Annotated in this window: 24 protein-coding genes and 1 tRNA gene; 13 read left to right on the top strand and 12 right to left on the bottom strand. The window is 60.5% G+C overall.

Translation table 11 applies throughout. The features are described from left to right. Positions 1-51: 51 nt before the first annotated feature. A complete protein-coding gene (locus ACERJA_RS18605; RefSeq protein WP_373609710.1) occupies positions 52-306 on the bottom strand; it encodes a pro-sigmaK processing inhibitor BofA family protein in 255 nt (84 codons plus the stop codon). 90 nt (positions 307-396) lie between these two features. On the opposite strand from ACERJA_RS18605, the gene ACERJA_RS18600 reads away from it, so the two are divergent. Further along, a tRNA-Pro gene (locus ACERJA_RS18600) sits at positions 397-469 on the top strand. A gap of 381 nt (positions 470-850) precedes the next feature. Next, a complete protein-coding gene (locus tag ACERJA_RS18595; RefSeq protein ID WP_373609709.1) occupies positions 851-4,369 on the top strand; it encodes an LAGLIDADG family homing endonuclease in 3,519 nt (1,172 codons plus the stop codon). A 58-nt stretch (positions 4,370-4,427) separates the two neighbouring features. On the opposite strand, the gene ACERJA_RS18590 is transcribed toward ACERJA_RS18595, so the two are convergent. The 3 genes from ACERJA_RS18590 to ACERJA_RS18580 form a co-directional block, all read right to left on the bottom strand. Further along, positions 4,428-5,330: a transcription initiation factor IIB family protein gene (locus ACERJA_RS18590; RefSeq protein WP_373609708.1), complete on the bottom strand. Its 903-nt coding sequence runs from the start codon at positions 5,328-5,330 to the stop codon at positions 4,428-4,430. A gap of 233 nt (positions 5,331-5,563) precedes the next feature. Further along, positions 5,564-6,019 (bottom strand): CrcB family protein, encoded by a 456-nt coding sequence (locus ACERJA_RS18585; protein WP_373609707.1) that lies wholly within the window; start codon positions 6,017-6,019, stop codon positions 5,564-5,566. After that, positions 6,016-6,426: a CrcB family protein gene (locus tag ACERJA_RS18580; protein ID WP_373609706.1), complete on the bottom strand. Its 411-nt coding sequence runs from the start codon at positions 6,424-6,426 to the stop codon at positions 6,016-6,018. Before ACERJA_RS18580 ends, ACERJA_RS18585 begins: the two co-directional genes overlap by 4 nt. A 225-nt stretch (positions 6,427-6,651) precedes the next feature. On the opposite strand from ACERJA_RS18580, the gene ACERJA_RS18575 reads away from it, so the two are divergent. From ACERJA_RS18575 to ACERJA_RS18565, 3 genes are all read left to right on the top strand, one after another. Further along, on the top strand, positions 6,652-7,557 hold the full coding sequence (locus tag ACERJA_RS18575) for a cation diffusion facilitator family transporter (RefSeq protein ID WP_373609705.1): 906 nt from the start codon (positions 6,652-6,654) through the stop codon (positions 7,555-7,557). Positions 7,558-7,635: 78 nt separating this feature from the next. Next, a complete protein-coding gene (locus ACERJA_RS18570; protein WP_373609704.1) occupies positions 7,636-8,562 on the top strand; it encodes an MBL fold metallo-hydrolase in 927 nt (308 codons plus the stop codon). Between the two features lie 128 nt (positions 8,563-8,690). Then, positions 8,691-10,652 carry a long-chain fatty acid--CoA ligase gene (locus ACERJA_RS18565; RefSeq protein WP_373609703.1) on the top strand — a complete coding sequence of 654 codons (1,962 nt, stop codon included), beginning with the start codon at positions 8,691-8,693 and terminating at the stop codon, positions 10,650-10,652. 72 nt (positions 10,653-10,724) lie between these two features. On the opposite strand, the gene ACERJA_RS18560 is transcribed toward ACERJA_RS18565, so the two are convergent. Further along, entirely contained in the window at positions 10,725-11,294 is a 570-nt protein-coding gene (locus tag ACERJA_RS18560) for a DUF2391 family protein (protein WP_373609702.1), read from the bottom strand. A 137-nt stretch (positions 11,295-11,431) separates the two neighbouring features. Here ACERJA_RS18560 and ACERJA_RS18555 point away from each other — a divergent pair, with 137 nt between their 5' ends. Further along, positions 11,432-13,123: an aldehyde ferredoxin oxidoreductase family protein gene (locus ACERJA_RS18555; protein WP_373609701.1), complete on the top strand. Its 1,692-nt coding sequence runs from the start codon at positions 11,432-11,434 to the stop codon at positions 13,121-13,123. Positions 13,124-13,255: 132 nt separating this feature from the next. After that, positions 13,256-13,495, top strand: a complete 240-nt coding sequence (locus tag ACERJA_RS18550) for a hypothetical protein (RefSeq protein WP_373609700.1) — start codon at positions 13,256-13,258, stop codon at positions 13,493-13,495. A gap of 15 nt (positions 13,496-13,510) precedes the next feature. Here ACERJA_RS18550 and ACERJA_RS18545 read toward each other — a convergent pair whose 3' ends face one another. Together ACERJA_RS18545 and ACERJA_RS18540 are read right to left on the bottom strand one after the other, a co-directional pair. Then, a complete protein-coding gene (locus ACERJA_RS18545) occupies positions 13,511-13,846 on the bottom strand; it encodes a hypothetical protein (protein WP_006065132.1) in 336 nt (111 codons plus the stop codon). 152 nt (positions 13,847-13,998) lie between these two features. Continuing rightward, complete coding sequence (locus ACERJA_RS18540) at positions 13,999-15,135, bottom strand: acetyl-CoA C-acyltransferase (RefSeq protein ID WP_373609699.1); 1,137 nt, start codon at positions 15,133-15,135, stop codon at positions 13,999-14,001. Between the two features lie 168 nt (positions 15,136-15,303). On the opposite strand from ACERJA_RS18540, the gene ACERJA_RS18535 reads away from it, so the two are divergent. After that, positions 15,304-15,948 carry a DUF5806 family protein gene (locus ACERJA_RS18535; protein WP_373609741.1) on the top strand — a complete coding sequence of 215 codons (645 nt, stop codon included), beginning with the start codon at positions 15,304-15,306 and terminating at the stop codon, positions 15,946-15,948. A gap of 248 nt (positions 15,949-16,196) precedes the next feature. Further along, positions 16,197-17,225: a hypothetical protein gene (locus ACERJA_RS18530; protein ID WP_373609698.1), complete on the top strand. Its 1,029-nt coding sequence runs from the start codon at positions 16,197-16,199 to the stop codon at positions 17,223-17,225. Between the two features lie 36 nt (positions 17,226-17,261). On the opposite strand, the gene ACERJA_RS18525 is transcribed toward ACERJA_RS18530, so the two are convergent. Both ACERJA_RS18525 and ACERJA_RS18520 read right to left on the bottom strand, forming a co-directional pair. Further along, a complete protein-coding gene (locus tag ACERJA_RS18525; protein WP_373609697.1) occupies positions 17,262-17,777 on the bottom strand; it encodes a hypothetical protein in 516 nt (171 codons plus the stop codon). An 81-nt stretch (positions 17,778-17,858) separates the two neighbouring features. Continuing rightward, positions 17,859-18,569, bottom strand: a complete 711-nt coding sequence (locus ACERJA_RS18520; RefSeq protein ID WP_373609696.1) for a biotin/lipoate A/B protein ligase family protein — start codon at positions 18,567-18,569, stop codon at positions 17,859-17,861. Between the two features lie 62 nt (positions 18,570-18,631). On the opposite strand from ACERJA_RS18520, the gene ACERJA_RS18515 reads away from it, so the two are divergent. Both ACERJA_RS18515 and ACERJA_RS18510 read left to right on the top strand, forming a co-directional pair. Next, complete coding sequence (locus tag ACERJA_RS18515; protein ID WP_373609695.1) at positions 18,632-19,504, top strand: hypothetical protein; 873 nt, start codon at positions 18,632-18,634, stop codon at positions 19,502-19,504. Positions 19,505-19,598: 94 nt separating this feature from the next. Further along, entirely contained in the window at positions 19,599-20,261 is a 663-nt protein-coding gene (locus ACERJA_RS18510; protein ID WP_373609694.1) for a helix-turn-helix domain-containing protein, read from the top strand. A gap of 81 nt (positions 20,262-20,342) precedes the next feature. Here the strand turns inward: ACERJA_RS18510 and ACERJA_RS18505 are convergent, their stop codons facing one another. Further along, the gene (locus ACERJA_RS18505) at positions 20,343-20,600 is read right to left on the bottom strand and encodes a twin-arginine translocase TatA/TatE family subunit (protein ID WP_373609693.1); all 258 of its coding nucleotides are present in this window, start codon (positions 20,598-20,600) and stop codon (positions 20,343-20,345) included. 146 nt (positions 20,601-20,746) lie between these two features. Continuing rightward, positions 20,747-21,916 (bottom strand): hypothetical protein, encoded by a 1,170-nt coding sequence (locus tag ACERJA_RS18500; RefSeq protein WP_373609692.1) that lies wholly within the window; start codon positions 21,914-21,916, stop codon positions 20,747-20,749. Positions 21,917-22,772: 856 nt separating this feature from the next. Between ACERJA_RS18500 and ACERJA_RS18495 the strand changes: the two genes are divergently transcribed. Continuing rightward, on the top strand, positions 22,773-22,955 hold the full coding sequence (locus tag ACERJA_RS18495; protein WP_373609691.1) for a hypothetical protein: 183 nt from the start codon (positions 22,773-22,775) through the stop codon (positions 22,953-22,955). 88 nt (positions 22,956-23,043) lie between these two features. Next, positions 23,044-23,736 carry a helix-turn-helix domain-containing protein gene (locus tag ACERJA_RS18490; protein ID WP_373609690.1) on the top strand — a complete coding sequence of 231 codons (693 nt, stop codon included), beginning with the start codon at positions 23,044-23,046 and terminating at the stop codon, positions 23,734-23,736. 118 nt (positions 23,737-23,854) lie between these two features. On the opposite strand, the gene ACERJA_RS18485 is transcribed toward ACERJA_RS18490, so the two are convergent. Next, entirely contained in the window at positions 23,855-24,601 is a 747-nt protein-coding gene (locus ACERJA_RS18485; RefSeq protein WP_373609689.1) for a hypothetical protein, read from the bottom strand. Positions 24,602-24,830 lie beyond the last annotated feature (229 nt).

Below are 24,830 nucleotides of genomic sequence, written 5' to 3'. Positions count from 1 at the left end.
TCTCGTGTTCGCGTTTGCTGTGAGACAGACCACCGAGAGCTGCGTGCGAAGTTACGGAACGAACGCGATACCCAGCAGCGACAGCACGAGCACAATCACTGAGCCGGGAACGCCGCCGAGGGCGACGATCACGAGGACGATGGGCGTCACCGCCACCGAGAAACCGAACACGGCCTGTGCGAGAAACAAGACGACCAGTCCAACGACCGCATTGATGATGAACGGACTAACCGCGCGAACGAGGCTGGCCGCGATGAGGACACCTACAAGAACGAAGATCAACACCAGGATCTCGATGCCTGTCATGAGGCTAGTGATAGCACGTCGATCCGGAAAACCGTTCGGTCGATAACGAAAGCCTTTAACTAATACACCGACAAGCCATAGATGCAGCAAGGGATCGTGGGTTAGCTTGGTATACTTCGGGCCTTGGGTGCCCGTGACCCCGGTTCAAATCCGGGCGATCCCATCTTTCTTCCACGCTTAAACTTTCGAGCGGTGCCCAACGGACGTACGTGGATTTCACTGTCGAAGCAGCCATTCGATCGGTTTCGACACTGGGCGTCGCCTCGAGCGAACTCGGTGACCAACAGTAACCACGGACGAACGTGCCGATAACTATTCATTCAGCAATCGATACCAAAACAGATTGGCCGTACATACATAACCGGAGAGAACGGAATCCGACTGTGGCCACGTAAACGGAACTACAGGAGACGGCGTGTGCGTCTCCGGCGGCGGCGCTGGGGACCGTTTTTGAACGGCCGATTCGTGTGGCCCGAACTCGGTCCGTTCAGTTTCGTCCCGCTTTGCAACCATTTATAGCCGATGGCACTCCTAGAGAACTGCAATGGCGCAAGCGGGAAATTCTGAACTCGTCGACTCGTTCGAGCAATTCTTCCGCAACTACTACGACAACGAAATCAAACAGCTTGCGCAGCGATACCCCAACGAGCAGCGCTCGCTTCACGTCGACTGGCAGGACCTCTATCGGTTCGATCCCGATCTCGCGGACGACTTTCTGAACCAGCCCGAACAACTCCAGCGCTACGCCGAGGAAGCACTGCGGCTGTATGACCTGCCGATCGACGTCAGTCTCGGTCAGGCCCACGTCCGGGTCAAAAACTTACCCGAGACGGAGTCCCCCGAAATCCGGGACATTCGTGCCCGGGATATGAACTCTCTCGTGCAGGTCCATGGCATCGTCCGAAAGGCGACTGACGTCCGTCCGAAGATCGAGGAGGCTGCCTTCGAGTGCCAGCTCTGTGGCACTCTGAATCGGATTCCACAGTCCAGCGGCGATTTCCAGGAACCCCACGAATGCCAGGGCTGTGAACGACAGGGGCCGTTCAAAGTCAACTTCGACCAGTCGGAGTTTGTCGACTCGCAAAAACTCCGGATGCAGGAGAGCCCTGAAGGCCTTCGCGGCGGCGAGACGCCACAGTCACTCGACGTCCACATCGAAGACGATATCACCGGCGAAGTCACCCCTGGCGACCACGTCTCGGCGACCGGCGTCTTACGACTCGAGCAACAGGGCAACGACCAGGAGAAATCCCCTGTCTTCGACTTCTACATGGAGGGGATGTCCGTCGACATCGACGAAGAGCAGTTCGAGGATATGGACATCACCGAGGATGATAAGAAGGCGATCTACGAAATCTCTAATCGAGACGATATCTACGAACAGATGGTCGCCTCCATCGCACCCTCGATCTACGGCTACGAACAGGAGAAACTCGCGATGATCCTCCAGCTGTTTTCGGGGGTTACGAAGCAGCTGCCCGACGGCTCGAGAATTCGTGGCGACCTGCATATGCTCCTGATCGGTGATCCTGGTACTGGGAAGTGTGTCCACGGAGATACGAAAATCACACTCGCAGATGGTCGTGACGTCCCAATCCGGAAAATTGTCGAGTCGAATCTGGAGGACCCGAAGCCGATCGATGATGGCTGGTACGACGAAATCGATCTCAACGTCCCGTCCCTACAGGACGATGGCTCAATCGCACCGCAGCGGGCGACGAAAGTCTGGAAGCGAAAGGCTCCCGACCAGATGTATCGAATTCAAACCTCGAGTGGGCGAGAACTCGAGGTGACGCCGTCACACCCGCTGTTCGTACAGAATGACGGAAAGCTCAAACCGGTAATCGCAGATGACCTCACAGCAGGACAGTTCATTGCTGCACCTCGAACACTTACAGTAGACAGTGATGACACACTCAATATTGACTTTCGGCAATCTCGATCACCAAATGCGGTTCATCTTGACCTGCCAAGTCAATGGACGCCATCATTAGCCCGCCTGATTGGGTACATCATCGCAGAGGGATACGTCCAACAGCGAGACGATAATACAGGATTTGTTTCAATTACGAATAATGACAGGGAAGTATTGGACGACGCAACGGATGCACTCAAGAAACTAGACCTCAATACGACAGAGCGAGTGCCTCATAAATCGAAGGATGCGTATGAACTACTTTGTTCAGCAGGGGAGTTCGTAAGCTTCCTCAAAGCACTCGAGCCATGCATTCTTCAGTCATCTAGTGAGCAGTGTGTTCCTGGTTCGATCTTCGAGGCTTCAGCGACAACTAAATCGGAATTCCTCAAAGCATTCATCGAAGCAGAAGGACACGTTTCGGAGTCGCAGCGCGAGCTCACTGTTGCTTCGATGAGCCGCAATCTGCTCGAAGATGTTAGAACATTACTGCTCTCAGTTGGGATCCGATCACAACTGCACCAGCGGCAGAACAGTAGCTACCGACTCAGAATCAGCGGAAACGAATTTGAGAGATATGTCTCTAAAGTGGGCTTCATAACCCAGCGAAAACAGCAGGCTGCAGAACAATACGCCGATACAATGGGGAATACAAACCGGGATGTTATTCCAGATGTTGGCTCAGAACTGCGGCGAGTACGGGAATCACTATCGCTCACACAGGCCGAGTGTGGACTGCCACGATCAACGTATCAACATTATGAACGGGGGTCGAGAAATCCAAGTCGAGAAAGTTTCGAGAAGGTCGTCGCGACATTCAAAGACGCGTTATCAGCAGAAGAGACCCCAAGTGAGGACGGTGTTCTAGCTGACGGTGGGTCTCTAAAAAGGAGTCTCAACACTCTCGAGCAGTTTGCCGAAGGGGATGTCTGCTGGGAACGCATCGAATGTATCAGCAGCGTCGAACCTGATTACGACTGGGTATACGATCTTGAGATCGAGGGAACTCACAACTACATCTCAAATGGCGTAATCTCGCACAACTCCCAGATGCTCAGCTACATCAAAAACATCGCTCCTCGAGCTGTCTACACCTCCGGGAAAGGGTCGTCCTCGGCAGGGCTGACGGCTGCTGCGGTTCGCGACGATTTCGGCGACGGCCAGCAGTGGACACTCGAGGCTGGCGCGCTCGTTCTGGCCGACCGAGGGATCGCCGCAGTTGACGAACTCGATAAAATGCGGTCGGAAGATCGGTCCGCCATGCACGAAGCGCTCGAGCAGCAGAAAATCTCGGTTTCGAAGGCGGGGATCAACGCAACTCTCAAGTCCCGGTGCTCGCTGCTGGGTGCGGCAAACCCCAAGTACGGCCGGTTCGACCACTACGAGCCGATCAGCGAACAGATCGACTTAGAGCCGGCGCTCGTCTCGCGATTCGACCTGATCTTTACGGTCACGGACGACCCTGACGAGGAGAAAGATCGAAATCTCGCAGAACATATCCTCACCACGAACTACGCCGGTGAGTTGACCACCCAGCGCGAGCAGATGACGTCGATGGATGTCTCCGACGAGGAGATCGAAGCGATGACCGGACAGGTCGATCCCGAAATCGACGCCGAACTCCTGCGCAAGTATATCGCCTACGCGAAACAGAACTGCCATCCACGGATGACCAAGGCAGCACGCGAGGCGATCCGGGACTTCTACGTCGACCTGCGACTGAAAGGGACCGACGAGGACGCCCCCATACCGGTGACGGCGCGAAAACTCGAGGCGCTGGTCCGGCTCTCGGAGGCAAGCGCCCGCGTGCGGCTGTCGGATACCGTCGAAGAAGCAGACGCAAATCGCGTCATCGAAATCGTTCGGTCGTGCCTACAGGATATCGGTGTCGACCCCGAGACTGGGGAGTTCGACGCGGATATCGTCGAAGCAGGCACGTCCAAATCACAGCGCGATCGGATCAAGAACATCAAACAGCTGATTAGCGATGTCGAAACGGAGTACGATGACGGTGCGCCGATCGATATCGTTCTGGATCGGGCTGAAGAGATCGGGATGGATCACTCCAAGGCCGAACACGAAATCGAGAAACTCAAACAGAAAGGCGAGGTGTACGAGCCGAGTACGGATAATCTCCGAACGACCTGAGCCGTCCGGTCTCGACCAGCCCGCCCGTCGATGCTTTCTCGAGCGGTGACAGTACGAGTCAGCGTTCCTTGATCGTCGTCACCGTCGATCGAATCGTCACGGGGGCGACATTGGCAACCTCGGCGGCGTCGGCCTGTGTGACCGTCGGCCACGCGTCGCGTTCACCAGCTGCCTTGTAGAGACAGGCCGCTGCAACCCCGCTTGGATTCCGACCACCGATCACGCCGTCCTGAAGGAGGGCAGTCAGATGCTCTCGAGCACGGCGTTCGACGGCCGTATCGAGGCCGAGTTTCGAGGCATAGCGGGGGAGATACTGCGTTGGGTCGATCGGTCCCGTGGGCAGACCGAGCTCTCGGTTCAGTGCGTCGTAGGCGGTGGTGAGCTCGTCGGCGCTCGCGCGGGCAACGGCGGTAATTTCGTCGATCGTCCGGGGATTCGAACGTGTTCGACAGGTCGCATAGATCGCCGCTGCGGCAAACCCCTCGAGCGATCGGCCTTGAAACAGCCCTTCGGACTGGGCGGACTTGAATAGCGCACAGGCTTGTTCTCGAGCGGACTCGGGCAGTGAGAGTAAGGCGTTGACCCGTCGGATCTCGGTGAAGCCGTAGACCTGATTTCGTTCGGCTTTCGACGAGATTTGGGCACGGTTGTGCTCTCGTCGTAAGCGAGCGATCTGTCGTCGTTTCCGGCCCGTTATGCGAGAGCTGTACGTCGAATCGGAGCCAGAGCCGTAGCCGATTTTCGTCGACAGTCCACGGTCGTGTCTCGAGCGAGTAAGCGGTGCGCCGGTTCGTCGTGGATCGGTGTCGTCGTCATCGTCGAACGATCGCCATTCGGGCCCACGATCGATCGCATCCTCGGCAAGTACGAGACCGCAGTCTTCACAGACCGTCTCAGTACCATCCGTCCGCAATCTCCCATCACATTCAGGGCAGATCCGCGCTGCATATTCCCTAACCATTGGTTATTACTTACCCGGTAGTTGGACTGAGTCCCGCCATGATATTTAAAATATTGGATTTGTTAGAAAATAAAAGATATTGGCCGATAATACTATTGTGTAGACGAGTGATGACTCGAGTCGACCGTGGTTCAACTGTTACTACAGATCGCCCCCGGCAGTCCCCCGACGGTGTGGGAATCGGCTCAGTTGTTACGTCTGAGCTGACCCGTAGCTGACGATATCGACGCTGACTAAACCGGCCACGCCGTGACGAGCCACCACGCGATTCCGATCGCTGCAAGCGAAAGGACGAGATTGCCTGCAGCGTTCACGACAGCGAGCAGTCGATCACCGCGCTCGTAGAGCTGGACAGTCTCGACTGAAAACGACGAGAACGTGGTAAAGGCCCCGCAGATGCCGATCCCAATCAGCTGGATCGTCGTCTCACTGGCACCCGCAAAGATCGCCGCGCCGAAGCCGAAACTCCCGACGACGTTGACGGCAAGCGTCGGCCACGGGAATCGTTCGCTCGAGAACTGGCGGTAGATCAGATGACGCACGATTGCGCCGATTGCACCGCCAGTGCCGACGATGTGGGCGGGTTCGGGATCGAACGTCACAGACGCGAGGAGATCGGAGCCGAGAAGCGCCAGCCCGACGAGTACGGTCTCGAGCACGTCGCTTAACACCATGGTCTCGAGACTCATGCCGTCTCACCACCGACAGTGGGTGTGCGGTCACGGAGTCGGCGTGCGAGAGTTCGGCTTGCGAGTACACTCGCGAACCCGAGTCCGTAGTTGCCGGCGACGACGGCGATGAGAACCAGTGGCTCGGCTGCCGTCGCGGTCTGGATCGCGAACGTGCTGTAGGTCGTCAGCGAGGAGAGAAAGCCAGTGGTGAAGACGATCCGTGACTCTCGCCCGATGTAATCGGTGTACTCGGCCTCGTAAACCAGAAAGCCGAGGACGAAACAGCCCAGCACGTTGACCAGGAAGACGGCCTGCAGATCAGACAGCAGGCCAAGCGCGAAGTACCGGAGATTCGAGCCGGCGAAGCCGCCGATACCGATCAGTGCAAGCGTCTCGAGTCGACCGAGGGGATGGGCTGCTGTCATGACTGTGGCTACAGACAGGGACCGTCAGCCACCCTCGCGGTCGGTCATCGCGTAGACGACTCGCGCCGACGGCGAGCGGTCCGGCAGTTGGGTCAGGCGGGCCCCATCGCCCGGATACGGCGTGGTTCTCACAGCGGCGTGATGAAAATTGCGATACGGCAGCGCGACCCACGCCTCGAGATCGGAAGGAAAAGACCCAAGTTTAGACTCTCTCTAAACAATTATATGGCTGATGCCGAGAACGAACGACGCGGGTTCGCACGCGCATCGTGGGCGAACGTTCTCGGCAACGCAGTAAAGATTATCGTCGAAGGGGCTGTCGGGCTGGCGTTCGGGAGTGTCGCGCTCCTTGCCGACGCAGCCCACTCGATCGCCGACCTCGTCGCGAGCATCGTTGTGCTGATCTGGGGGCAGAGTTCGTACGACGAGCCTGACGACACCCACCCCCATGGCCACGATCGGATCGAACCACTGACGGCCCTGTTCGTCGGGAGCGTCATCGCATTACTCGGCTTGAATCTGCTGTATGAATCCGCACAGGGGCTGCTCTACGGCGTCGAGGTCATCTTCAGCCCGCTGCTGTTCGGAGCGCTCGCTTTCGCGATCGTCGACATGTACCTCGTCTACCGCTATACGAGTTGGATCAATGAGGACCTGAACTCGACGGCGCTCAAAGCGCTGGCGACGGACTGTCTGAACGATATCTATACCTCCTTCGCCGCCGTCGTCGGCGTCCTTGGTGTCCTCCTTGGCTTCCCGCTGCTCGATCCGGTTGCCGGCGCACTCGTCAGCCTGCTGGTCATCTACCAGGGTGTCGAAATCGGCCGCGAAAACGTCGATTATCTCATCGGTGCGGCCCCCGACCCGGAGACGCGGACCGCGATCGTCGAGACGCTGCGCGACCATCCGGAAGTTCGAGGCGTCCACGACCTCACGGTCTTCTACGACGGCCCCGTCCTCGAGGTTGAAGTCCACGTCGAAGTCGACGGCGACATGCCGTTCCGGCAGGCCCACGACGTCGAGTCGACGCTCGTCGACTGGCTGCGTGATGTAGAAGACGTTGGGGACGCCCACGTTCATCTCGATCCCTCGGGAATCGGCGAGTGGAAGGAGTGTCCGGACGACTGTTGACCGCCGAACGCCGTAAACTGGCTCGGTATGCGGTGCGGTGACGTAGCTTTTATCTCATCTGCCGACGGGCCTACCGATATGAGTACGGATATCGGAACGGTGCAGGAAGTCACCGCCGGCGACTGTACGGACTGTTACTATCTCGACGTGAATATGTACGACACTGAGGGGTACGGTTCGGTCTATATTCTCGATGACGACCGGCCCGCGGTCATCGAAACCGGTCTTGGAACCAACTACGAGCTGATCCTCGAGGCACTCGACGAACTCGGAATCGACCGCGACGAGCTCGCGGCGATCGTCGTGACGCACATCCATCTCGATCACGCCGGCGGGGCCGGACTGCTCGCCGAGGCGTGTCCGAACGCCGACGTCTACGTCCCGGCTGCCGGCGCAGGGTTGCTCACCGATCCGACGCGACTGGTCGAGGGCACGAAAAACGCCGTCGGCGACCAGTGGGAGTTTTACGCCGAACCGGAGCCGATTCCCGAGGATCGGGTCGTCGAGGTCGAAGGCGGCGACCACATCGACCTCGGCGATCACGAACTCCGTGTCCACGCTGCTCCGGGACATGCGTTCCACCAAGTGATCTTCGAGGACCTCGCAAACGACGCCGTCTTCGTCGGCGACGCCGCGGGAATATGGATTCCCGAGACCCAAACCATCACCGAGACGTCGCCGCCGTCCGATTTCGACCTCGAGGAGTGTCTCGAGGACGTCGAGATGCTGCAATCGATCGACCCTGACGTCCTCCTCTATACGCATTTCGGACCTCGAGCGGTCGGTGACGACGCCGACGCCGCACTCGATGCGTACGCAACCGTCCTCAGCGAGTGGGTTGCAGCCGTCGAGTCGAAACGAGCAGCACTCGAGGACGACGAGGCTGTCATAGAGCATTTCGTCAACACGACCGACAAGGCCGACGTTTGGGGCGAGCGCAAGGCACGCGCCGAAGCGATCCTGAACACGCGAGGCGTGCTTGGCTATCTCGACCAGCGTGACTGACTCGGCACACAGTCTCGAAACGCAGATTGGGAGGCCTGGTGTACTGATTGGTTGCCGTAAATAAACACGGCTTCTACGGCCTCCAGTTTCAACATGATTTATCGTACGGGAGGTACTGTCACACGTATATGGACTGGCAGGATGCCGAACGAGCGTACGACGACGAAGTCATCGGTGAGACAACCCTCGGTCGGATGTTCGAAGAGACGGCTGACCGGAATGCGAACCGACCAGCCCAGAAGTACAAGGGTGGGGTCTACGACCGATCGCTAACGCCGTCGGTCCTGCCGGCTGCGACGCCCGGTGAGTTTCGGACGATTTCCTACCTCGAGATGCGTGATGTTGTCCGCAACCTCTCGGCGGGCTTTCACGATCTCGGTATCGAACTGGGTGACCGCGTCGGCATCTTCGCCAACACCCGAATGGAGTGGGCACAGTGTGATTTCGCCCTCCTCGGTGCTGGGGCCGTCGTCACGACGGTGTACGACAGCTCCTCGCCCAGTCAGGTCGCCTACCTGCTCGATGACCCCGACGCAACCGCTGTTGTCGTCGAAAACGAGTCGCTTCTGGAGACCGTTCTCGAGGTCGAAGACGACCTCGACCTCGAGTTCATCGTCTCGATAGACGAGCTTTCGGGGTACGACGACCGCGACGATATCTACACGCTGGATGATGTCTACGACCGTGGCGAGGCGGTGTTCGACCTCGAGGCGTATCAGGAGCGGGTTGACGCACCCGGCCTCGACGACCTGGCGAGTCTGATCTACACGAGTGGGACGACGGGCCAGCCGAAAGGCGTCCAGCTAACCCACTGGAACTTCCGGTCGAACGTCAATGCGGTCCGAAAGCGGTTCGCGCCCCGGCCGGACAAAACGGAGGGAATCCCGTCGCTCGACGAAGAGTCGCTTGCAGTATCGTACCTGCCGCTCGCCCACGTGTTCGAGCGGACGGCGGGCCACTTCGTGTTGTTTGCTAGTGGCTCCTGTGTCGCCTACGCGGAGAGTCCGGATACGCTACAGGAAGACTTTGGCACTGTTCAGCCGACGATGGCGACGAGCGTACCGCGCGTGTACGAGAAGATCTACGATGCGATCCGCGAGCAAGCCAGCGAATCGGGGGTCAAAAAGCGCATCTTCGAGTGGGCGACCGACGTCGGCGTCGAGTACCAGCAAGCCGACTCGCCAGGCCCGATTCTCTCTGCAAAACAATCGATTGCCGACAAACTGGTCTTCTCGACGGTTCGAGAGGCTCTCGGTGGGGAGATCGAACTGCTGATCAGCGGCGGTGGCAGCCTCTCGGCCGACCTTTGTCAGCTCTATCACGCGATGGGGCTGCCGATCTACGAGGGGTACGGGCTGACCGAAACCTCGCCGGTCATCTCAACGAACCCACCCGAGGCAGTCAAGATCGGGACCATCGGCTACCCCTTGCCCGGCGTCGACGTGAAAATCGACGAAAGCGCTGCCGATCAAGCGGCGTTTACGGACGATCCTGGCGACGTCGGCGAACTCCTCGTGAAGGGGCCAAACGTCACGCAGGGCTACTGGAACAAACCCGGCGCGACGACGGGCGCGTTCACCGACGACGGCTGGTTCCGAACTGGCGACATCATCCACCAGCGACCCGACGGCTTCCTCGAGTTCCGCGAGCGCGTAAAGCAGATCATGGTGCTTTCGACGGGCAAAAACGTCGCCCCAGCTCCAATCGAGGACGCCTTCGCGGCCAGCGAGATCATCGAGCAGTGTATGGTCGTCGGCGACGGCGAGAAGTTCATCGGCGCACTGTTGGTGCCAAACCCGGATCACCTCCACGAGTGGGCTGCACAAGAGGGGATCGACCTCCCCGACGACCCACAGGCGATGTGTGATGACGACCGTGTCCGCGAGTACATTCAGCAGGAAGTCGATCGGGTCAACGAGAACTTCGAGAAACACGAGACCATCAAGCAGTTCGAACTCGTTCCACAGGAGTTCACCGAGGAAAACGAGATGCTGACGCCGACGATGAAAAAGAAGCGCCGCGTCATCTTGGACGAGTTCGAAGACCGTGTCGACCGGATCTACGCGGATTCCAAAGGCGCAACCGTCTGATCAGCGCTCAATCCAGACGGCGTTGCGATTCGGGTCACTGACGTCTGATACCGGTCCTGTGTTGCCGGCAACTCAGTCTTCGCCTGGGAGGATATCGCCCAGCGAGCCACCGATCGCCATCGCAGTAAAGATCACCGACACCTGACACAGGTTGACCCAGGGCTCGTCCCACACGACGCGTCCCCACAGCGTCATCATTGCCGTCGCGGTCGCAAACGCGATTCCAAGCACCCACACTGGTCGACGCGGCACCACGCCGAAGTAGGGATCGTGGATCTGAACCTCTCGAAAGTCGGCGACGTAGAGGATACCGACGACCAACGCGACCGCGAGTGCGATATTCACGACGAAAAACGCCGGGGTCGTCGCGAGGAACTCGCCGATCTCGAGGACGCCATCCTCGACGAGCAAGGGCATGCCGATGATGACGCTGCCGACGAACGCCTCCGCTTTGTCTTTGCCCGTAAACTCGGTGATCACCCGATTGACCACCCCGTTGTGTGTGAGGCGATCGGCCAGCCGCATCGTTCGGCGGACTTCCGTTCGCTCCTGGGGATCGTCGACCGTCTCTGCCAGTGTCTCGAGTTGGTCGTACAGATCGTCTATCGTCGCCTCGTCGGGAGGCTCCGTCGACCGTGACATACGCCGTTCTCACACTGTGGCCGTATATACTGTCGGCTACGGCGAGCAGTTCACTTACGAAGCCATTGCTATTGAGCCGACATACAGACGACAGGAATCGGTACCATTTTGCAGTTACGAGTGCCACTACATCGCATATGAAACACGTCCAGGGACCACTGTGTACGGTCGATGTCGGCGACCGAACTGCCGAAACTGAGTCGATCGATGACGTTCTCGAGTCGTTCCTCGGCGGGCGTGCGCTCGGTACGAAACTCGTGTACGACCGGGTGCCGTTCGACGCCGACCCACTGGGTGCCGAAAACCGCCTCGTTTTCGCGACGGGGCCGCTCCAGCATTCGACGATGAGCTTTACCGGCCGGATGTCGGCGACGAGCGTCTCGCCGCTGACCGATGGCTTGCTCTCCTCGAACGCCGGCGGCTTCCTCTCGCGGAACTTCACCGGAACGGGCTACAGCGCTGTCGAGATCACCGGCGCGAGCGACGAACTCGTTATCGTCCACGTCACCGACGAGGGCGTCGAGTTCGAAGCCGTCCCCGACCTCGAGGAAGCGACTGTCCCCGAGACCTGTGAGTATATCGAGGATGAACACGGCCTCGAGGCCGAACACACCGTCGTCATCGGCCCGGGTGGCGAGAATCAGGTTCGCTTTGCCTCGATCATGACCTCCGAGGAGCGCGCCTTTGGCCGTGGCGGACTCGGTGCCGTCCTCGGGTCGAAAAACGTCAAGGCGATCACCTTCGACGGCGACTCGACTCACGAGGTCGAGATCCCGCCGCTGCAGATGGAGATCCACGGCGAGGCCGCCCAGTCCGACCACATCATGAAACGACAGGGCACCTCCTCGATGACTGAGTACGCAAACGAGGTCGAAGCGCTGCCGACACGGTACTTCTCTGATCTCTCTTTTGAGGGCGCTGAAGGTATCAGCGGCGACCGCGTCGAGGAGAAAAAGTACAAGAAAGGGACCTGTTCGGCGTGTGCGTTTGCCTGCAAACTGCCAACCAGAGACGAGGAAACCGGTCTCGAGACCGAAGGGCCGGAGTACGAGACAGTGATGGCCTTTGGCTCGAACTCGGGTGTCGACGACATCGTCGACGTCATGAAATCGAACAAACTCTGTGACGTGTACGGGATCGACACGATTTCGGCCGGCGACGTCGTCGCGGCCTATCTCGCCAGCGAAGACGAGTTCGGCAACGTCGAGTTGATCCACGACCTCGTCGAGAAAATCGCCTACCGCGAGGATGTCGGTGACACGCTCGCAGAAGGGATCGACCGCGTTCACGACGAACTCGGCGTCGACAACTGGACCGTCAAGGGCATGGAGTTCCCCGCCCACGACGGCCGAACGCTCAACGGCCAAGGACTTGCCTTTGCCACCTCGAACCGCGGGGCCGACCACATGTACGCCGAGTTCTACCCCTACGAGTATCCGCTCGTCGACGCGGACGACGCCTTCGACAAGCAGGGCCTCGAGAACAAGCCGCCGAAGATCATCGAACTCGAGAACGTCAATGTCATCAAAGACAGCGGCGTTCTCTGTAAGTTCTCGCGAGACTTCGTCACTCCCGACCGCCTCGAGACGCTGCTCGATGCCGACTACGAGGACCTCCTCGAGATCGGCGGCACTGTCGTCTCGCTCGAGCGCCACTTCAACAACCAGCGTGGGTTCGACCGCGACGACGACCGACTCCCCTACGAGATCCCCGGCTTCGAGGAGGGGCTGACGGCGTACTACGAGGAACGTGGCTGGGACGACGACGGCACCGTTCCCGCAGAGCGACTCGAGGCAACGGGTGCGACCGAGACGCTGGCAGACGACTGAGACTCGGCTGTTCGATCTCGACCGGTCCCTGACGCACCCGGATTCAGCCCGGGGAAATAACTGATTACGTGACTGTTCAAATTTGGTATGTCTCTCATACGTATACTGATGCAGCCACAGTGACAGGTTGAGATGGCTACTGGGTCAGGGGAGCGAGAGGAAGAGGTGGGATGTTCGCCAGTCTGGGTCGATCCGGGTTCGATCACACAACAGACTGCATCGACCGCTGAACGACAGCGCCAGTGCGATTCCGAACAACGTCGCTCGCTCGATCTCGAGTTCGAGTGGTATCGACTCTGCCATGGCTGGACCGAACGGAAGTGGTTCGCGGGGCTGATCTGTGATGACTGTCGGCAGCGACACGGGCTGTAGCCGTTCCGCGGACAGTTATCGCTCGTTTTCGTCGTCCTGATCGTTCCAGTCGTCGTCGTTGACTCCAGGTCGGTCATCGCCTCGAGATGGCAGCGGGACGTCGTCGGCCCGCGATGGGTGGATGTTGAAGTTGTTTCCCCGATAGGGGTCGGTCTCCGGATCGTAGGAGAGCTCGCTGCGCTCGAAGAGGTAGATGAAAAAGCCAAAGATCGGGATACAGAAGGTGATTGCTGTCCACTTTTTCCGTGGCTCGAGGCCGACTCTGCCGGCGTCGTAGTACGTCACCGCCGTCAGCCCGAGATGCCACGCGAGGGGGATGCCGATGAGGACCACCAGCAGGATCGTGCTCATACTGGTACAGTCGGCCCGAAGCTATCTAAATACCCGGTTGCACGAGGTCACTCGGAACGACGACTCGAGTCATACGGAACGTTGTACCTGTCTCCCGGCGCGACCGCAGGACGGGGCACGGTCGTGCCGGAACTGACGGACAGCGGCCCGTCTCAGTTGACGTCGAACTCGATCGCCGCACCCTGCCCGAAGCCGACACACAGCGTCGCCAGGCCGCGACCGCCGCCGCGTTTCTGGAGTTCGTGGATCAGCGTCACTGGCAGGCGGGCTCCCGACGCGCCAAGTGGGTGGCCAAGCGCGATTGCGCCGCCGTTGACGTTGAAGATTTCGGGGTCGATCCCGAGTTGATCGCGCGAGTAGACTGCCTGGCTGGCAAAGGCCTCGTTGAGTTCGACCAGGTCGTAGTCATCGATCTCACGGCCGTTTCGCTCGAGGAGGCCTTCGGTCGCGGGAACCGGGCCGACACCCATCACGGTCGGGTCGACGCCGGCGACGTTGTTCATGCCGACCTCAGCGAGGATCTCGAGGTCGTGTTCTTCGGCGAAGGCTTCGCTCGTAATCAGCAGTGCCGACGCGCCATCGGAGATCTGAGAGGCGTTGCCCGGCGTGACGGTGCCGTCGGATTTGAAGACGGTCGGCAACTCGCCGAGCTTGTCGGCGGTCGTGCCTGGGCGGATGCCCTCGTCTTCGGTGACGGTGCCGTCTTCCGTTTCGATCGGCACGATCTCGTCGTCGAACCGGCCCTGTTCGGTGGCTTCGGTGGCGCGTTGCTGGCTCCGGGCGGCGTACTCGTCTTGCTGCTCGCGGCTGACGCCGTACTCCTCGGCGACTTTCTCGGCGGTCATCCCCATCTGGAGTTCGCCGATGTTGTAGAGTTCGGCCATCCGTGGGTGGACACTGCCCATGTTCTCGCCCATCGACACGCGGCTCATGTTCTCGACACCGCCGGCGATGACGGCGTCGCGGTTGCCGGCCGCGATGGCGTCGGCAGCGGAGATCACGGACTGCATCGAGGAGGCACACCAGCGGTTGATCGTCGTCGCCGGCACGCTCTCGCCAAGCTCTGAGAGCAAGGCGATGACGCGAGCCATGTTGTTGCCCTGTTCGCTGCGTTGCTGAGCACAGCCCCACATCAGGTCGTCGATCTCCTCGCCTGAGAGGCCGCTCTCCGCGAGGATTTCGTCGATCAGCGGCACCGAGAGGTCTTCGCTACGGACGTCGGCGTACACACCGTCTTCTTTTCCCTGTGGAGTCCGGACTGCTTCGACTACGACTGGCGTCTGTGACATAGACTAACGAATGATCCTGACAAACTTAAATCCGGCAGAACTCACAAACACAGACAAACCGTTTACAATTGAACCGTCGACTGAGTGGGACTCGAGACCGACGGTCGACAGTCGGGTAGCCAGTCGAAAACCTTCATAGCCTTACGTTCGACGGTCCAACACGTGCCCATGGACGAGGACGGACTGGACGCTGCCCGATTCGATGCCGACTCGGACGCCACAGCCGACGCCGAGACGGAGACGAGTACTGATACTGCAGAAACTGACGAGACAGACGACACGATGCCGGGCGTTCCGGACCCCGAACCGGACGCGGACGAGCCGCCCGAGGACGTCCAGAAGTACGCTCGGTTCACAAAGATGGACGGGGCACAGTACGACCGGGTCAACGAGTTCCTTCGCGACCGGACCTACGTCACCGCCCGCGAGTGGGCAATCGCCCGCCTCTGTTCTGATTTCCGGACCGAAACCGGCGTCGAGATGACCAAAATCGGCGAGAACCTGCCCGAACTCGTCCCCTTCATGACCGACACCTACACGCCACAGGCGGTCAACCAGGCTCGGTCGTCTTTCGAGGAGAAAGTCCGCAAGGCGGGTGCAACCTTCCTCTACGGCGCGATGTGTAATTTCTTTACCGCCGAAGAACTCGACGACGTGATGTACGAATCGACCGAAGTCGCCAAGTTCCTCCTCGAGGTCGAAGGCGTCGACCTCTCGGTTGAGGAGGAACTCGAGGCCGAAGAACGGATCTCGAGCGTGATGCGGGAGGTCCGTGAGGCAAGCGAGGAACTGCGAGCGCAAGACGAGGAGTAGCCAGATTACGGGACCGGCGGTATCGTTGCACACAATCAAACGGTCCGCCTGCTGCGGTAGACAGCCGTTTCGGGTGGCCAACTCGGGTTCAGTACGGCGACCCACGTCCGCAGTTATTGGCTGAGACGACAGTCACGTGGTCAATACTATCCCAGTATCGACAACTGTTCGTAGCGGCCGGTGATGGAGTGGTTATTTTCAGGTAGTGAATTGGATACTATTACTGGTGCGTGGCTACTCCAGTTCGGATGAATACGACCACTACCTCCCGTGATGAGTACGGATCAGGCGATTGCGAGCGAACTGATGCGAGCGAACCGACGACCGCTGCCGGCGTAACCAGACGACGAACGCTTCGTCTGGGCGGACTTGTGGGTGCTAGCAGTCTGCTCGGCATCACGGGCACGGCAGTCGACAGTGCAAGCGCGGCGTGTGACCGACCGGACGAGGTGATCCACCTCGAGTACGACGACTACGACAGCTGGGACGAGGTTTACTGGCTCTCGAACGGCGATCCCGACAGCCTTTCGTTCGTCTCGAGTCCGACCAACTCCGGAGCGACGGCCCTCCAGCTGCGGATTCGTGAGGGCGAGCATTGGGGAGCGAGTACGCACTATCAGTTCGAGGACGGACTGGTAGAACTCAACGGACGCGTCTCCTTTGCGCTCAATTCCAACTGGTCGATGGAGGGGCGACAGCCGTCGAACTGCCGGCTCTGGAACTGTGCGATCGCGCTGGGTGAGGGGAGCGCCGGTGGTGGCGTCCCCGACGGGACCAACGGCTGGAGCAACCGGCTGTACGTGACCAGTCGAGAGACCGACCCCGAAGGACCGTTTCATCTCCTCTCGAACACCTACCACATGAGCGACGATGATGGCGTCGGCGACCACGATTACATCATCGACGGCGAACCGTATGCGCTCGCCACACCCGAGATCGAACCGGGTGTGTGGTACGAGTTCGAGTACTACGTCTGCGCGAACACGATGACAGACGGCGAGGCCAACGACGACGGTATCGTCCGATACTGGCTCGATGGCGAGCCCATCTACGACCGCACGGACGTCCGGTTTACGACCGACCTCGAGGACAACATCATCGACACGACCGGCCCCGTCGGACACTACGGTGGCCGATACCAGGCCCCGAAGAATCTCTATGCCTACTACGACGATCACTCGATGGCACTCAACGGGACGTTCGAGTCCAGATCGTGCGATCGGCCAGCAGAACAGTCTATTACTCTCAGCGACCTGCTGGACTGGCTCCGCGAGTAACTTCTCGTCGGCGAGTCACGGGCGGCCGACGGCGCGCTACTGCTCGCCCCAGCCTCGAACGTCCGCTTCCTCGAGGAACAGCGATGGATCTTCGTGTGAGAAACTGACCCAGCGCTCGGTTTCGGCGTCAGGCGTGGTCGTTGTGACGTGAACGAGCAGTTCTTCTGCTGCGAGGGCGTCCTCGAAGACGGATCGAGAGTCGTCGAGATTGTAGGTCAGCGGGACGAAGATCGCGATTTCGCTCGTTTCGTCGCGCTCGACGACGAGGGCGATCCGATCGTGGTCGTCGCGTTCCGGTGGCCGGTAGTAGACGTCGGCAGCGGTGATGGTAACGCCACCGTCCTCGATGAGGTTCTCGAGAAGGTCGTACTCCTCGCTCGAGACCTGAACGTCAAATCCGGTTCGTGCTCCGTGTTCGACCGGCGAGACGTCCACTGGTTCGAGGACGATCGCATCCCAGTCGTTCTCCCGATACTCCTCGGCGATGTTCGCCGCGTCCTCGAGGAGTTCCGTCCAGCGTGGCCCTGCTGTGTCGGGCCGTTCGTCGGTCATCGCGCTCCCTCCGCGGTCGATCGCACTCGAGCGTGCATACGTGAGTTCGAGGACACCGAGCGGAAAAACGTTACCTCCTGTTCACCCGTCGCTGAGAGACTCGACCGTCAGGGCTTGTGTGTCGTCACCGACGAGGGCGTCCTCGAGTGCCGTGCGAACGACGGCGGGATCGGCGGGACCGCCGCCGGCTGCAATGGTGCCAACGGAGTCGGGATCGAACGCGACGCCGAGGCGGTCATACACGTCTCCGAGGACGGCCGCGAGCAGCTCGCGGTTATCGACGAGGACGATACCGGCGACGATCGCGGCGTCCTGTCTCACTCGCTGGGCGATACCAGCGACCTTCTGTTGTCGGCCACTCGCAGTCAGCTGTGACACTGAATGCGTTCCGGGACAGAACGAATCTGTCGGCTCACCGCGGACGAGTTCGATGTCGCCCTCGAGCGATCGAAGCGCCGCCTCGACAGCGTCCGTAGTCCGCTCGTACCGTGCGGTCGTCCCACGGCGGAAATCCGCAGCCGGTTCAGCGCGGGCAAAGGCGATCGTCGTCTCGCCGTCGTAGGCGACCGCTCGCCCGCCGACGTCGCGTTCGATGGGTGGAAAGCCATGTTCATGGGCCAGTTCGCGGGCCGACTCGTAGCCCTCGAGTCTGCAATCCCGCCGCCCAAAGGCGACCTGCTGGTGGGGCGTCCAGACACGCACTGCTGGTTCCTCGGCGGCCGTCGAGAGCAGTCCGCGACTCACGTCGCGGTCGGCCTCGATCGTCGCCTTTCGGCCGCGAATCACTCGCATCGGCCTCTCTTTGCACCCGGTGGACCTAAACGCTCCCGCTGCCCAGACGAAGCTGACAACGAATGGCTGTCATGCTCCCTGACACGCTGCTGGCGCAGTACAAGCGCTTCTCGCTCTACAACTCGCCATACCCCGCCCACGATGAGGGGTGTGCGATCGACCTCTATCCCGGCACGCTCCGGGACGGCCGGACGACGGCTGCGCCCAGCCCCGTCTCGGGGACCGTCCGCGAGACCAGAGCCGTTCGCGCGCCATCGAAACCCTACGCGCCCGAGCAGGATTATCTTATCCTGCTCGAGTGTGAGGGCCCGACCGAACTCGAGGGGCTGATTGCCCGAATCCTTCACGTCGACCCCACTGTCGAGGCCGGCCAGCACGTCGAACAGGGTGCGTCGCTTGGCACACTCGTTCGGGCTGGTTTTTTCGCCCCCTGGGTCGACAACCACCTCCACGTCGGCTTTCGCAGGCCCGACCAGAACCTTCACCGCGCGTCGGGGTCGCTCCCGCTCGAGGTTGGTGTCGACGTTCGCCCGCTTGCGTGGGATGGAACTGGAACGGTCGTCGCGACCGGCGAAACGTACGCCGTCCTCGACGCCCCACCCCATCCTGCGCCGGGCGAGACGTTCGCCGGTGTTCGGGCGGATGGTGGTGGCGTTCTCGACGGTGGGCTGCCCCACTACGACGGCGGCGGCGTCCACGGAGCCAGTCAGGACGGCATCGTCTCGCTCAACGGCGACCGACTCGGCGTTGCCGACGGCCGCACGATCACGTGGGACGACGTCGTGGTCACGGCAAACGGCGAGGCGATCACCGGACTGTCGCTGTTTTGCGCTCGAGACGCCGACTTCGGGGCGAAGCTGATCTGCCCCAACCGGTCGTTTGCGGTGGGCGAAGACGTGACGGTCGCGGTTCGGCCCGCGACGTCAATCTCCTGATGATCACCGACAGCGATCCGTTCACGATCCGATGATGGTTCAACCATCGTGAAAATGATATTATAACTGTGGCACGCGAACGTGGTGATGAGGAATGGTTGTTATTCTTCGATTCCGTATTCCGGTTGCGTACTCAGAATTCGGGTTAGCGCTGCACGTTAAGGAGGGTGCCGCCGTCGAACTCGAGTCTCTGGTCCCAAGCGGCGGCCAACGATTTCCCTTCTTTTGGATCCACGCTTCGGAGCCGGAGCCGATCGTCGACTCTCTCCAGGAACACGAGTCCGTCCAGCGCGCCGAGATCATCGAGCGGATCGAAGACGCGACGCTCGTCGCGCTCAAGCTGACGCCTGACTCGGATACCGTCTTTCACGCTATCGACGCGTCCGGTGGACAGATCCTCCGTGCGATCTGTCGGGACGAACACTGGGAACTCATCGTTCGATTCTCCGAGCACGAGGACCTGTCGCGATTCAGGCACCGTTGTGAGCGCGACGCGGTGCCTCTCCAGGTCGAGCAGATCTACCACAGAACCGAACTCGACGACGATCCGCAGTTTGGCCTGACCGACGCCCAGCACGAGGCGCTCGCGCTCGCGGTCGAGCACGGCTACTACGATATCCCTCGGCAGTGCTCGACGGCCGATCTGGCCGACGAACTCGGCATCTCGAGTCAGGCGATGACCGAACGCCTTCGGCGAGCGGTCGCCAACGTCGCCAGAAACACGGTGCTTGCCACACAGTCGTCGTCCAACTCGTGAGCTCCGTCCGATCGCCAGCGTCGATTCGCACAGTGACTCATTGGACTGCTGTCATAGCATTATCAGCCCGCAAAAACGGCGTCAGTCGACGATCAGTTCGGTCTCGGCTTCAGCCTCGGATTCGGGGTCGGGAGCGACCGCTGACGTCGCGTCCGCTCTCATCTCGACCAGTTCGTGTTCGATCCGTTCACGGCCCTTCTGGAACTCACCCATCGACTCGCCAGCGGCGCGTGCGAGGCCGGGGAGCTTCGCCGATCCGAACAGGAGGATGGCGATGAAGAAGATGATCAACAGTTCGGGCCCGCCCGGCATCATAAACATCGGTACGACGGTGCTCATCTCGAGATGAGATACGTCTCGTGAGAATTTAAACTAGGAACCTGATCCGGCGAAAAACAGCAATGTGGACCCTGTTGTACCGTGTTGGCGAAGCGCGTGTCGACTCCTTTCCGGGGACCGCTGTTACTGTGCGATTCCGCGCGGGTTTACGGCGTCGTCTCGGTATCGCCGTCCTCGTCGTCCGGAACGTCCGTGACGACGATCTCCGTCTCGGTGAACTCGTCTTCCGGCGTTTGCTCGACGTCGACCGGAACGAGAACGGTTTCTTCGGGCGGTAGGACCTCCGCCTCTTGGGCTTTCGCGACAGTCGCTTTGTCGTCGACGAGCGTTGCTTGCACGCCAACCGGGACGGGTTCCTCGGCGGTGTTCATGACTTCGACCTGCGCCTCGTCGACGAATCCGTCGGAACCGTCGTGTCTCGTATCAGTTACCTTGACGTCGGTCGGCGTCTGCTGAACCGTCATTCCGGGGAGCGTGTCACCGTTCGGTTGCTCCGTCACGATCTCCGCTTCGTCGACGTCGACGGCTCCGGTTGGTGGTTGTGACACGTCGACTTCCGTCTGGTCGAACTCGTCTTCCGGCATCGGTTCGACGCCAACCGGCACAGTGCCGGATTCACCGGGTGGCACGACGAGTCCGGTCTCCTCCGCTTCGGTGACGACGTCCTTGCCGTTTGCGAGCGTCGTCGCCACGTCGATCGGGACGGGTTCCTCGGCGGTGTTCTCGACGTCGACCTGCACCTCGTCGACGAACTCGCCGGAGCCGTCGTGGGTCACGTCAGTTACCGCAATCTCGTCCGGTGTCTGGCCGATCGCCACCGGGGCGGTTTCCTCTTGCTTCGCGAGGTCGCTCACAGGTGTCATCTTGTCGGATTCGCTCTTGTCCATCGGGATCTCCGTCACGCCGACGTCCGTCATGACGACCTCACTGCCCGGCGTCGCCGGCACGTCGAGCGGAACTGTAGCTTCCTCGCCGGGTTGCCACATGAGTTCCGTCTCTTCCGCGTCCGCGACGACCGCGTCGTCGCCGTCCATGAGCGCCGTTCCCACGTTCGCTGCGACCGGCTTCTCGTTCGTGTTCTTAATATCGACGTGGACCTGATCGACGGAGCTTCCGGGTCCATTGTGTGAAACATCAGTTATCGTGAGATCGGACGGCTGCTGTTCGACCGATCCGTAGCTGGCCCTGATCTCGTCCTCATACGAGAGGGTGACCGCCGCCACCGTGAGTCCGGTCAAAGCGATTATCGCGACGACCACGGCAGCGAGCTGCCATGCCGAGATCTGCAGTGGTCCATCCAGCTGAAGTCTACCCATTGTAGCGCACCCCACGGTGAAAGCGCGCTTAGGTATACTCAATATACAGACATATGTTTCGCAAGTAGGCGTTCTGTATCCCGCGATTTTCAGCCGACTGACGGCCACGAGTTGTTTCCCTGGCCGCTCGAAACCGCGACATTGACGCTTTCACTCTGATAGTTGGATGACGACTATCGGCACTCCACTCGTCTAGGAAAAATCTCACTTTGGGACTGACTGTTCGGTGATAGGTATACGTTTTCGAGTAGGCCAAACTGATGGTGCTCCTGCCGTCACAGACACGAGTTTCGATACCGACTCGATCGAGGCGATCGATTCGTCGGAAACCGGCGCTTGACCGAGCGCCTTCGGGTTTCGCCGTCGGCGACGATCGTCGCACTCGTCGCGTTCCCGACCCGTTGACGCAATCGGTCTCTTCCGTCGGTACCGTTTCTCTGTGCGTTCTCACCGCAGTCCGTCTTGCCTGAGCCAACAGTTCTCACAGTAATAGCCGTGATACGCCTGTCCGTCGTCGAACCGAAGCCCGCAGTCGATACAGCGCCGATGTCGTCCGTGCGTCGTCATTTCCCGTCGTGGACGGACGACTCGGCGCAGCTTTAGTCGAACCATGGCAGATACTGTTATGGCTTCGAGTCCGGTCGTCCACCCGGTTGCAGCCGTCGCGAGGAGAGTACTGAACCGATCGCTCCGTCGCCGGATCAGTTCCGGGTGTGGAGTGGGCTGACGCTGTTCCGGAAGCGGTTCACTCGCGGTCCGGAGCGTTCACCGAGGTGCGAGCATCGACACCATTGTACATCAAGTGTCTCTCTCATGCTGGTCGCTGGCGTTCGTCTCTACAACGAGTGAAAGATCAATGAGCGGCTCGAATACCAGCGATGAAACTCGCGAGAGCGAGCGGGTGCCCGATCCCGAACGGCTCCCCGGCGACGAACTCTACATGATGACGGGCGGCGTATACGTCCTCTGTAGCTTTCAGCGTCCCTCGACGCGGTGGATCGCCACAGACGCCGTCGATGATCTGAGTGAGCGGCGATAGGCCCGCTCCGCGGTACCTACTGTGGCTTCGTGCCAGAGATCGTATCCTCGCCAGAGCAGTCGTGATGGTTGTAATCAGCAGATACAGTGTGAGGCCGACAGAATTCGATCTCGGCCGGATTTTACGGGTCGAGGAAGGGATGACTATCGACCTCGAGACGTACGTCCCGAGCGGCGATCGATCCGGGTTGTTCTTCTCGATCGTGTCCGACTCCCCCACGAATCGCACCGCGTTCGTCGAACGCGTCCGGACGCACCCGTCGGTTAGCGACCTCGAGACGGTCGACGTCTTCGAGAACCGGACGCTGATCGGCATGGAGTGGGACATCCGGTCGGACTACCTGTTCCAGACCGTCCAGGCGTGCGACGGGCGGATCCTGTGCGTCTCCGGGACGGCCGACGAGTGGGAGTTCGCGATCCAGTTCCCGTCACACGACGGGATGGTGCAGTTCCGCGAGTACTGCGAGGCGCACGGGATTGCCTTTACTGTACTGCGGATCTACCACCTGCGGGAATCCAGAATGAGAGCGGAACAGCGACTGTTCGGATTGACCGACGCCCAGCGCGAGGCGTTGTGCCTCGCGGTCGAAAAGGGGTATTACGACATCCCCCGGCAGTGTTCGACGAGCGACCTGGCCGCGGAGCTGGGCGTCTCCGACCAGGCGGTCTCCGAACGGTTGCGCCGCGGCGTCGCGAACTTCATCCACCACACGTTTCTGGACGGGACGATCGTCAACGGCGAGCCCGCCGACGAGGATCCCGCCGAGGACTCGGCCGAGTGAGTTCGAGACGCGGTCGAAGCTGCCTCTCGTCCGCTCGAGTCCGTTCTTCCCTGTACGTGCTCTAAAACGGTGCTAATCGGTGCCTATCCACGACAGTCATCGGAGGGGGACCGCCGAATCACGCTTCCAGCGCCGACGCGTCGAACTCGAAGAGCCGCGCGTCGCAGTCTGCGCAGGTCAGCGCGACGACGTCGTGGGAGGAACAACACGAAGAGACCGTCTCAGTCCCCAAGTCAAGCGTACCGTCACACGTCGGACAGTGCTCGAGGAAGACCCGCAACGAGGCCAGCACTCGAGTCCGTGCCTCGTTGTCCATCTCGTCCCACGCCGGATAGCGCCGCTGCAGTTCCCATCCGGCGGTCACATCCGCGACGAACGCGGTGCGGGACTCCCACCACCCGATCGGGGCCCCGTCGGCCTCGACGACGAATGTGTCGTCGTGATCCTCGATTGTTAAGACCGTGTCCGCTGCCGGAACGTCGAAGACTGCTGTGACATCATCGACGGCGGTTTCCTGTCGGGTTCGATCGATCCGATCGATCCACGCGTCGTGGAATCCCGGCTCAAGGCAGAGGTCGTCGCCGTCGGGACAATCGGTTACTACGCCCGCGTCCGCCAGCACGGCTTCGACGTCGACCTGTCCCGTTCCTTCGCCCGGGACGGCGCTCGAGTCGTCCCTCGTGGACTTTCCGAACAGCCGTAATACGCGCTCGGGGAGGTACCGCTTCGTTAGTTCCGGCGTCCCGGGGACGAGATAGCCGCGCAGGTAGATGACCCCGAGGAACGCGAGGAACGAACCGATCATGAGGGGGATCGAAGCGAGTCCGATGACCGCGCTGACGACACTCGCAATCAGTACGTTCACGGCGGTACACGGGAGACATCTGTTCTCACCGGTGTACTCGGGCTGGCGAACGGTTTCTGTTATTCGATTAGTATCTATTGCTGCCATATCTGGGTCAGTTATAAATGATTTACGTCCGAGGCCGCTCGGACGACTGCTATTCGACGTCCCCATGGGCGTCCGCGTTCCGATTGCGAGGGCGACATCGAAGTGGTCATCATGTCCTGCTCGGTTTTCGAACAGTGGACCG

Source organism: Natronorubrum sp. A-ect3 (assembly GCF_041821125.1).
GTDB lineage: Archaea > Halobacteriota > Halobacteria > Halobacteriales > Natrialbaceae > Natronorubrum > Natronorubrum bangense.
The sequence above is the reverse complement of the archived record's forward strand: the minus strand, read 5'-3'. Positions and strand labels throughout refer to the sequence as shown.

What these genes read in the sequence shown, in the direction of transcription:
- ACERJA_RS18605 (WP_373609710.1), bottom strand. Translation starts at nt 306, where the DNA reads ATGACAGGCATCGAGATCCTGGTGTTGATCTTCGTTCTTGTAGGTGTC.
- ACERJA_RS18595 (WP_373609709.1), top strand. Translation starts at nt 851, where the DNA reads ATGGCGCAAGCGGGAAATTCTGAACTCGTCGACTCGTTCGAGCAATTC.
- ACERJA_RS18590 (WP_373609708.1), bottom strand. Translation starts at nt 5,330, where the DNA reads ATGGTTAGGGAATATGCAGCGCGGATCTGCCCTGAATGTGATGGGAGA.
- ACERJA_RS18585 (WP_373609707.1), bottom strand. Translation starts at nt 6,019, where the DNA reads ATGAGTCTCGAGACCATGGTGTTAAGCGACGTGCTCGAGACCGTACTC.
- ACERJA_RS18580 (WP_373609706.1), bottom strand. Translation starts at nt 6,426, where the DNA reads ATGACAGCAGCCCATCCCCTCGGTCGACTCGAGACGCTTGCACTGATC.
- ACERJA_RS18575 (WP_373609705.1), top strand. Translation starts at nt 6,652, where the DNA reads ATGGCTGATGCCGAGAACGAACGACGCGGGTTCGCACGCGCATCGTGG.
- ACERJA_RS18570 (WP_373609704.1), top strand. Translation starts at nt 7,636, where the DNA reads ATGAGTACGGATATCGGAACGGTGCAGGAAGTCACCGCCGGCGACTGT.
- ACERJA_RS18565 (WP_373609703.1), top strand. Translation starts at nt 8,691, where the DNA reads ATGGACTGGCAGGATGCCGAACGAGCGTACGACGACGAAGTCATCGGT.
- ACERJA_RS18560 (WP_373609702.1), bottom strand. Translation starts at nt 11,294, where the DNA reads ATGTCACGGTCGACGGAGCCTCCCGACGAGGCGACGATAGACGATCTG.
- ACERJA_RS18555 (WP_373609701.1), top strand. Translation starts at nt 11,432, where the DNA reads ATGAAACACGTCCAGGGACCACTGTGTACGGTCGATGTCGGCGACCGA.
- ACERJA_RS18550 (WP_373609700.1), top strand. Translation starts at nt 13,256, where the DNA reads ATGGCTACTGGGTCAGGGGAGCGAGAGGAAGAGGTGGGATGTTCGCCA.
- ACERJA_RS18545 (WP_006065132.1), bottom strand. Translation starts at nt 13,846, where the DNA reads ATGAGCACGATCCTGCTGGTGGTCCTCATCGGCATCCCCCTCGCGTGG.
- ACERJA_RS18540 (WP_373609699.1), bottom strand. Translation starts at nt 15,135, where the DNA reads ATGTCACAGACGCCAGTCGTAGTCGAAGCAGTCCGGACTCCACAGGGA.
- ACERJA_RS18535 (WP_373609741.1), top strand. Translation starts at nt 15,304, where the DNA reads ATGGACGAGGACGGACTGGACGCTGCCCGATTCGATGCCGACTCGGAC.
- ACERJA_RS18530 (WP_373609698.1), top strand. Translation starts at nt 16,197, where the DNA reads ATGAATACGACCACTACCTCCCGTGATGAGTACGGATCAGGCGATTGC.
- ACERJA_RS18525 (WP_373609697.1), bottom strand. Translation starts at nt 17,777, where the DNA reads ATGACCGACGAACGGCCCGACACAGCAGGGCCACGCTGGACGGAACTC.
- ACERJA_RS18520 (WP_373609696.1), bottom strand. Translation starts at nt 18,569, where the DNA reads ATGCGAGTGATTCGCGGCCGAAAGGCGACGATCGAGGCCGACCGCGAC.
- ACERJA_RS18515 (WP_373609695.1), top strand. Translation starts at nt 18,632, where the DNA reads ATGGCTGTCATGCTCCCTGACACGCTGCTGGCGCAGTACAAGCGCTTC.
- ACERJA_RS18510 (WP_373609694.1), top strand. Translation starts at nt 19,599, where the DNA reads ATGGTTGTTATTCTTCGATTCCGTATTCCGGTTGCGTACTCAGAATTC.
- ACERJA_RS18505 (WP_373609693.1), bottom strand. Translation starts at nt 20,600, where the DNA reads ATGAGCACCGTCGTACCGATGTTTATGATGCCGGGCGGGCCCGAACTG.
- ACERJA_RS18500 (WP_373609692.1), bottom strand. Translation starts at nt 21,916, where the DNA reads ATGGGTAGACTTCAGCTGGATGGACCACTGCAGATCTCGGCATGGCAG.
- ACERJA_RS18495 (WP_373609691.1), top strand. Translation starts at nt 22,773, where the DNA reads ATGAGCGGCTCGAATACCAGCGATGAAACTCGCGAGAGCGAGCGGGTG.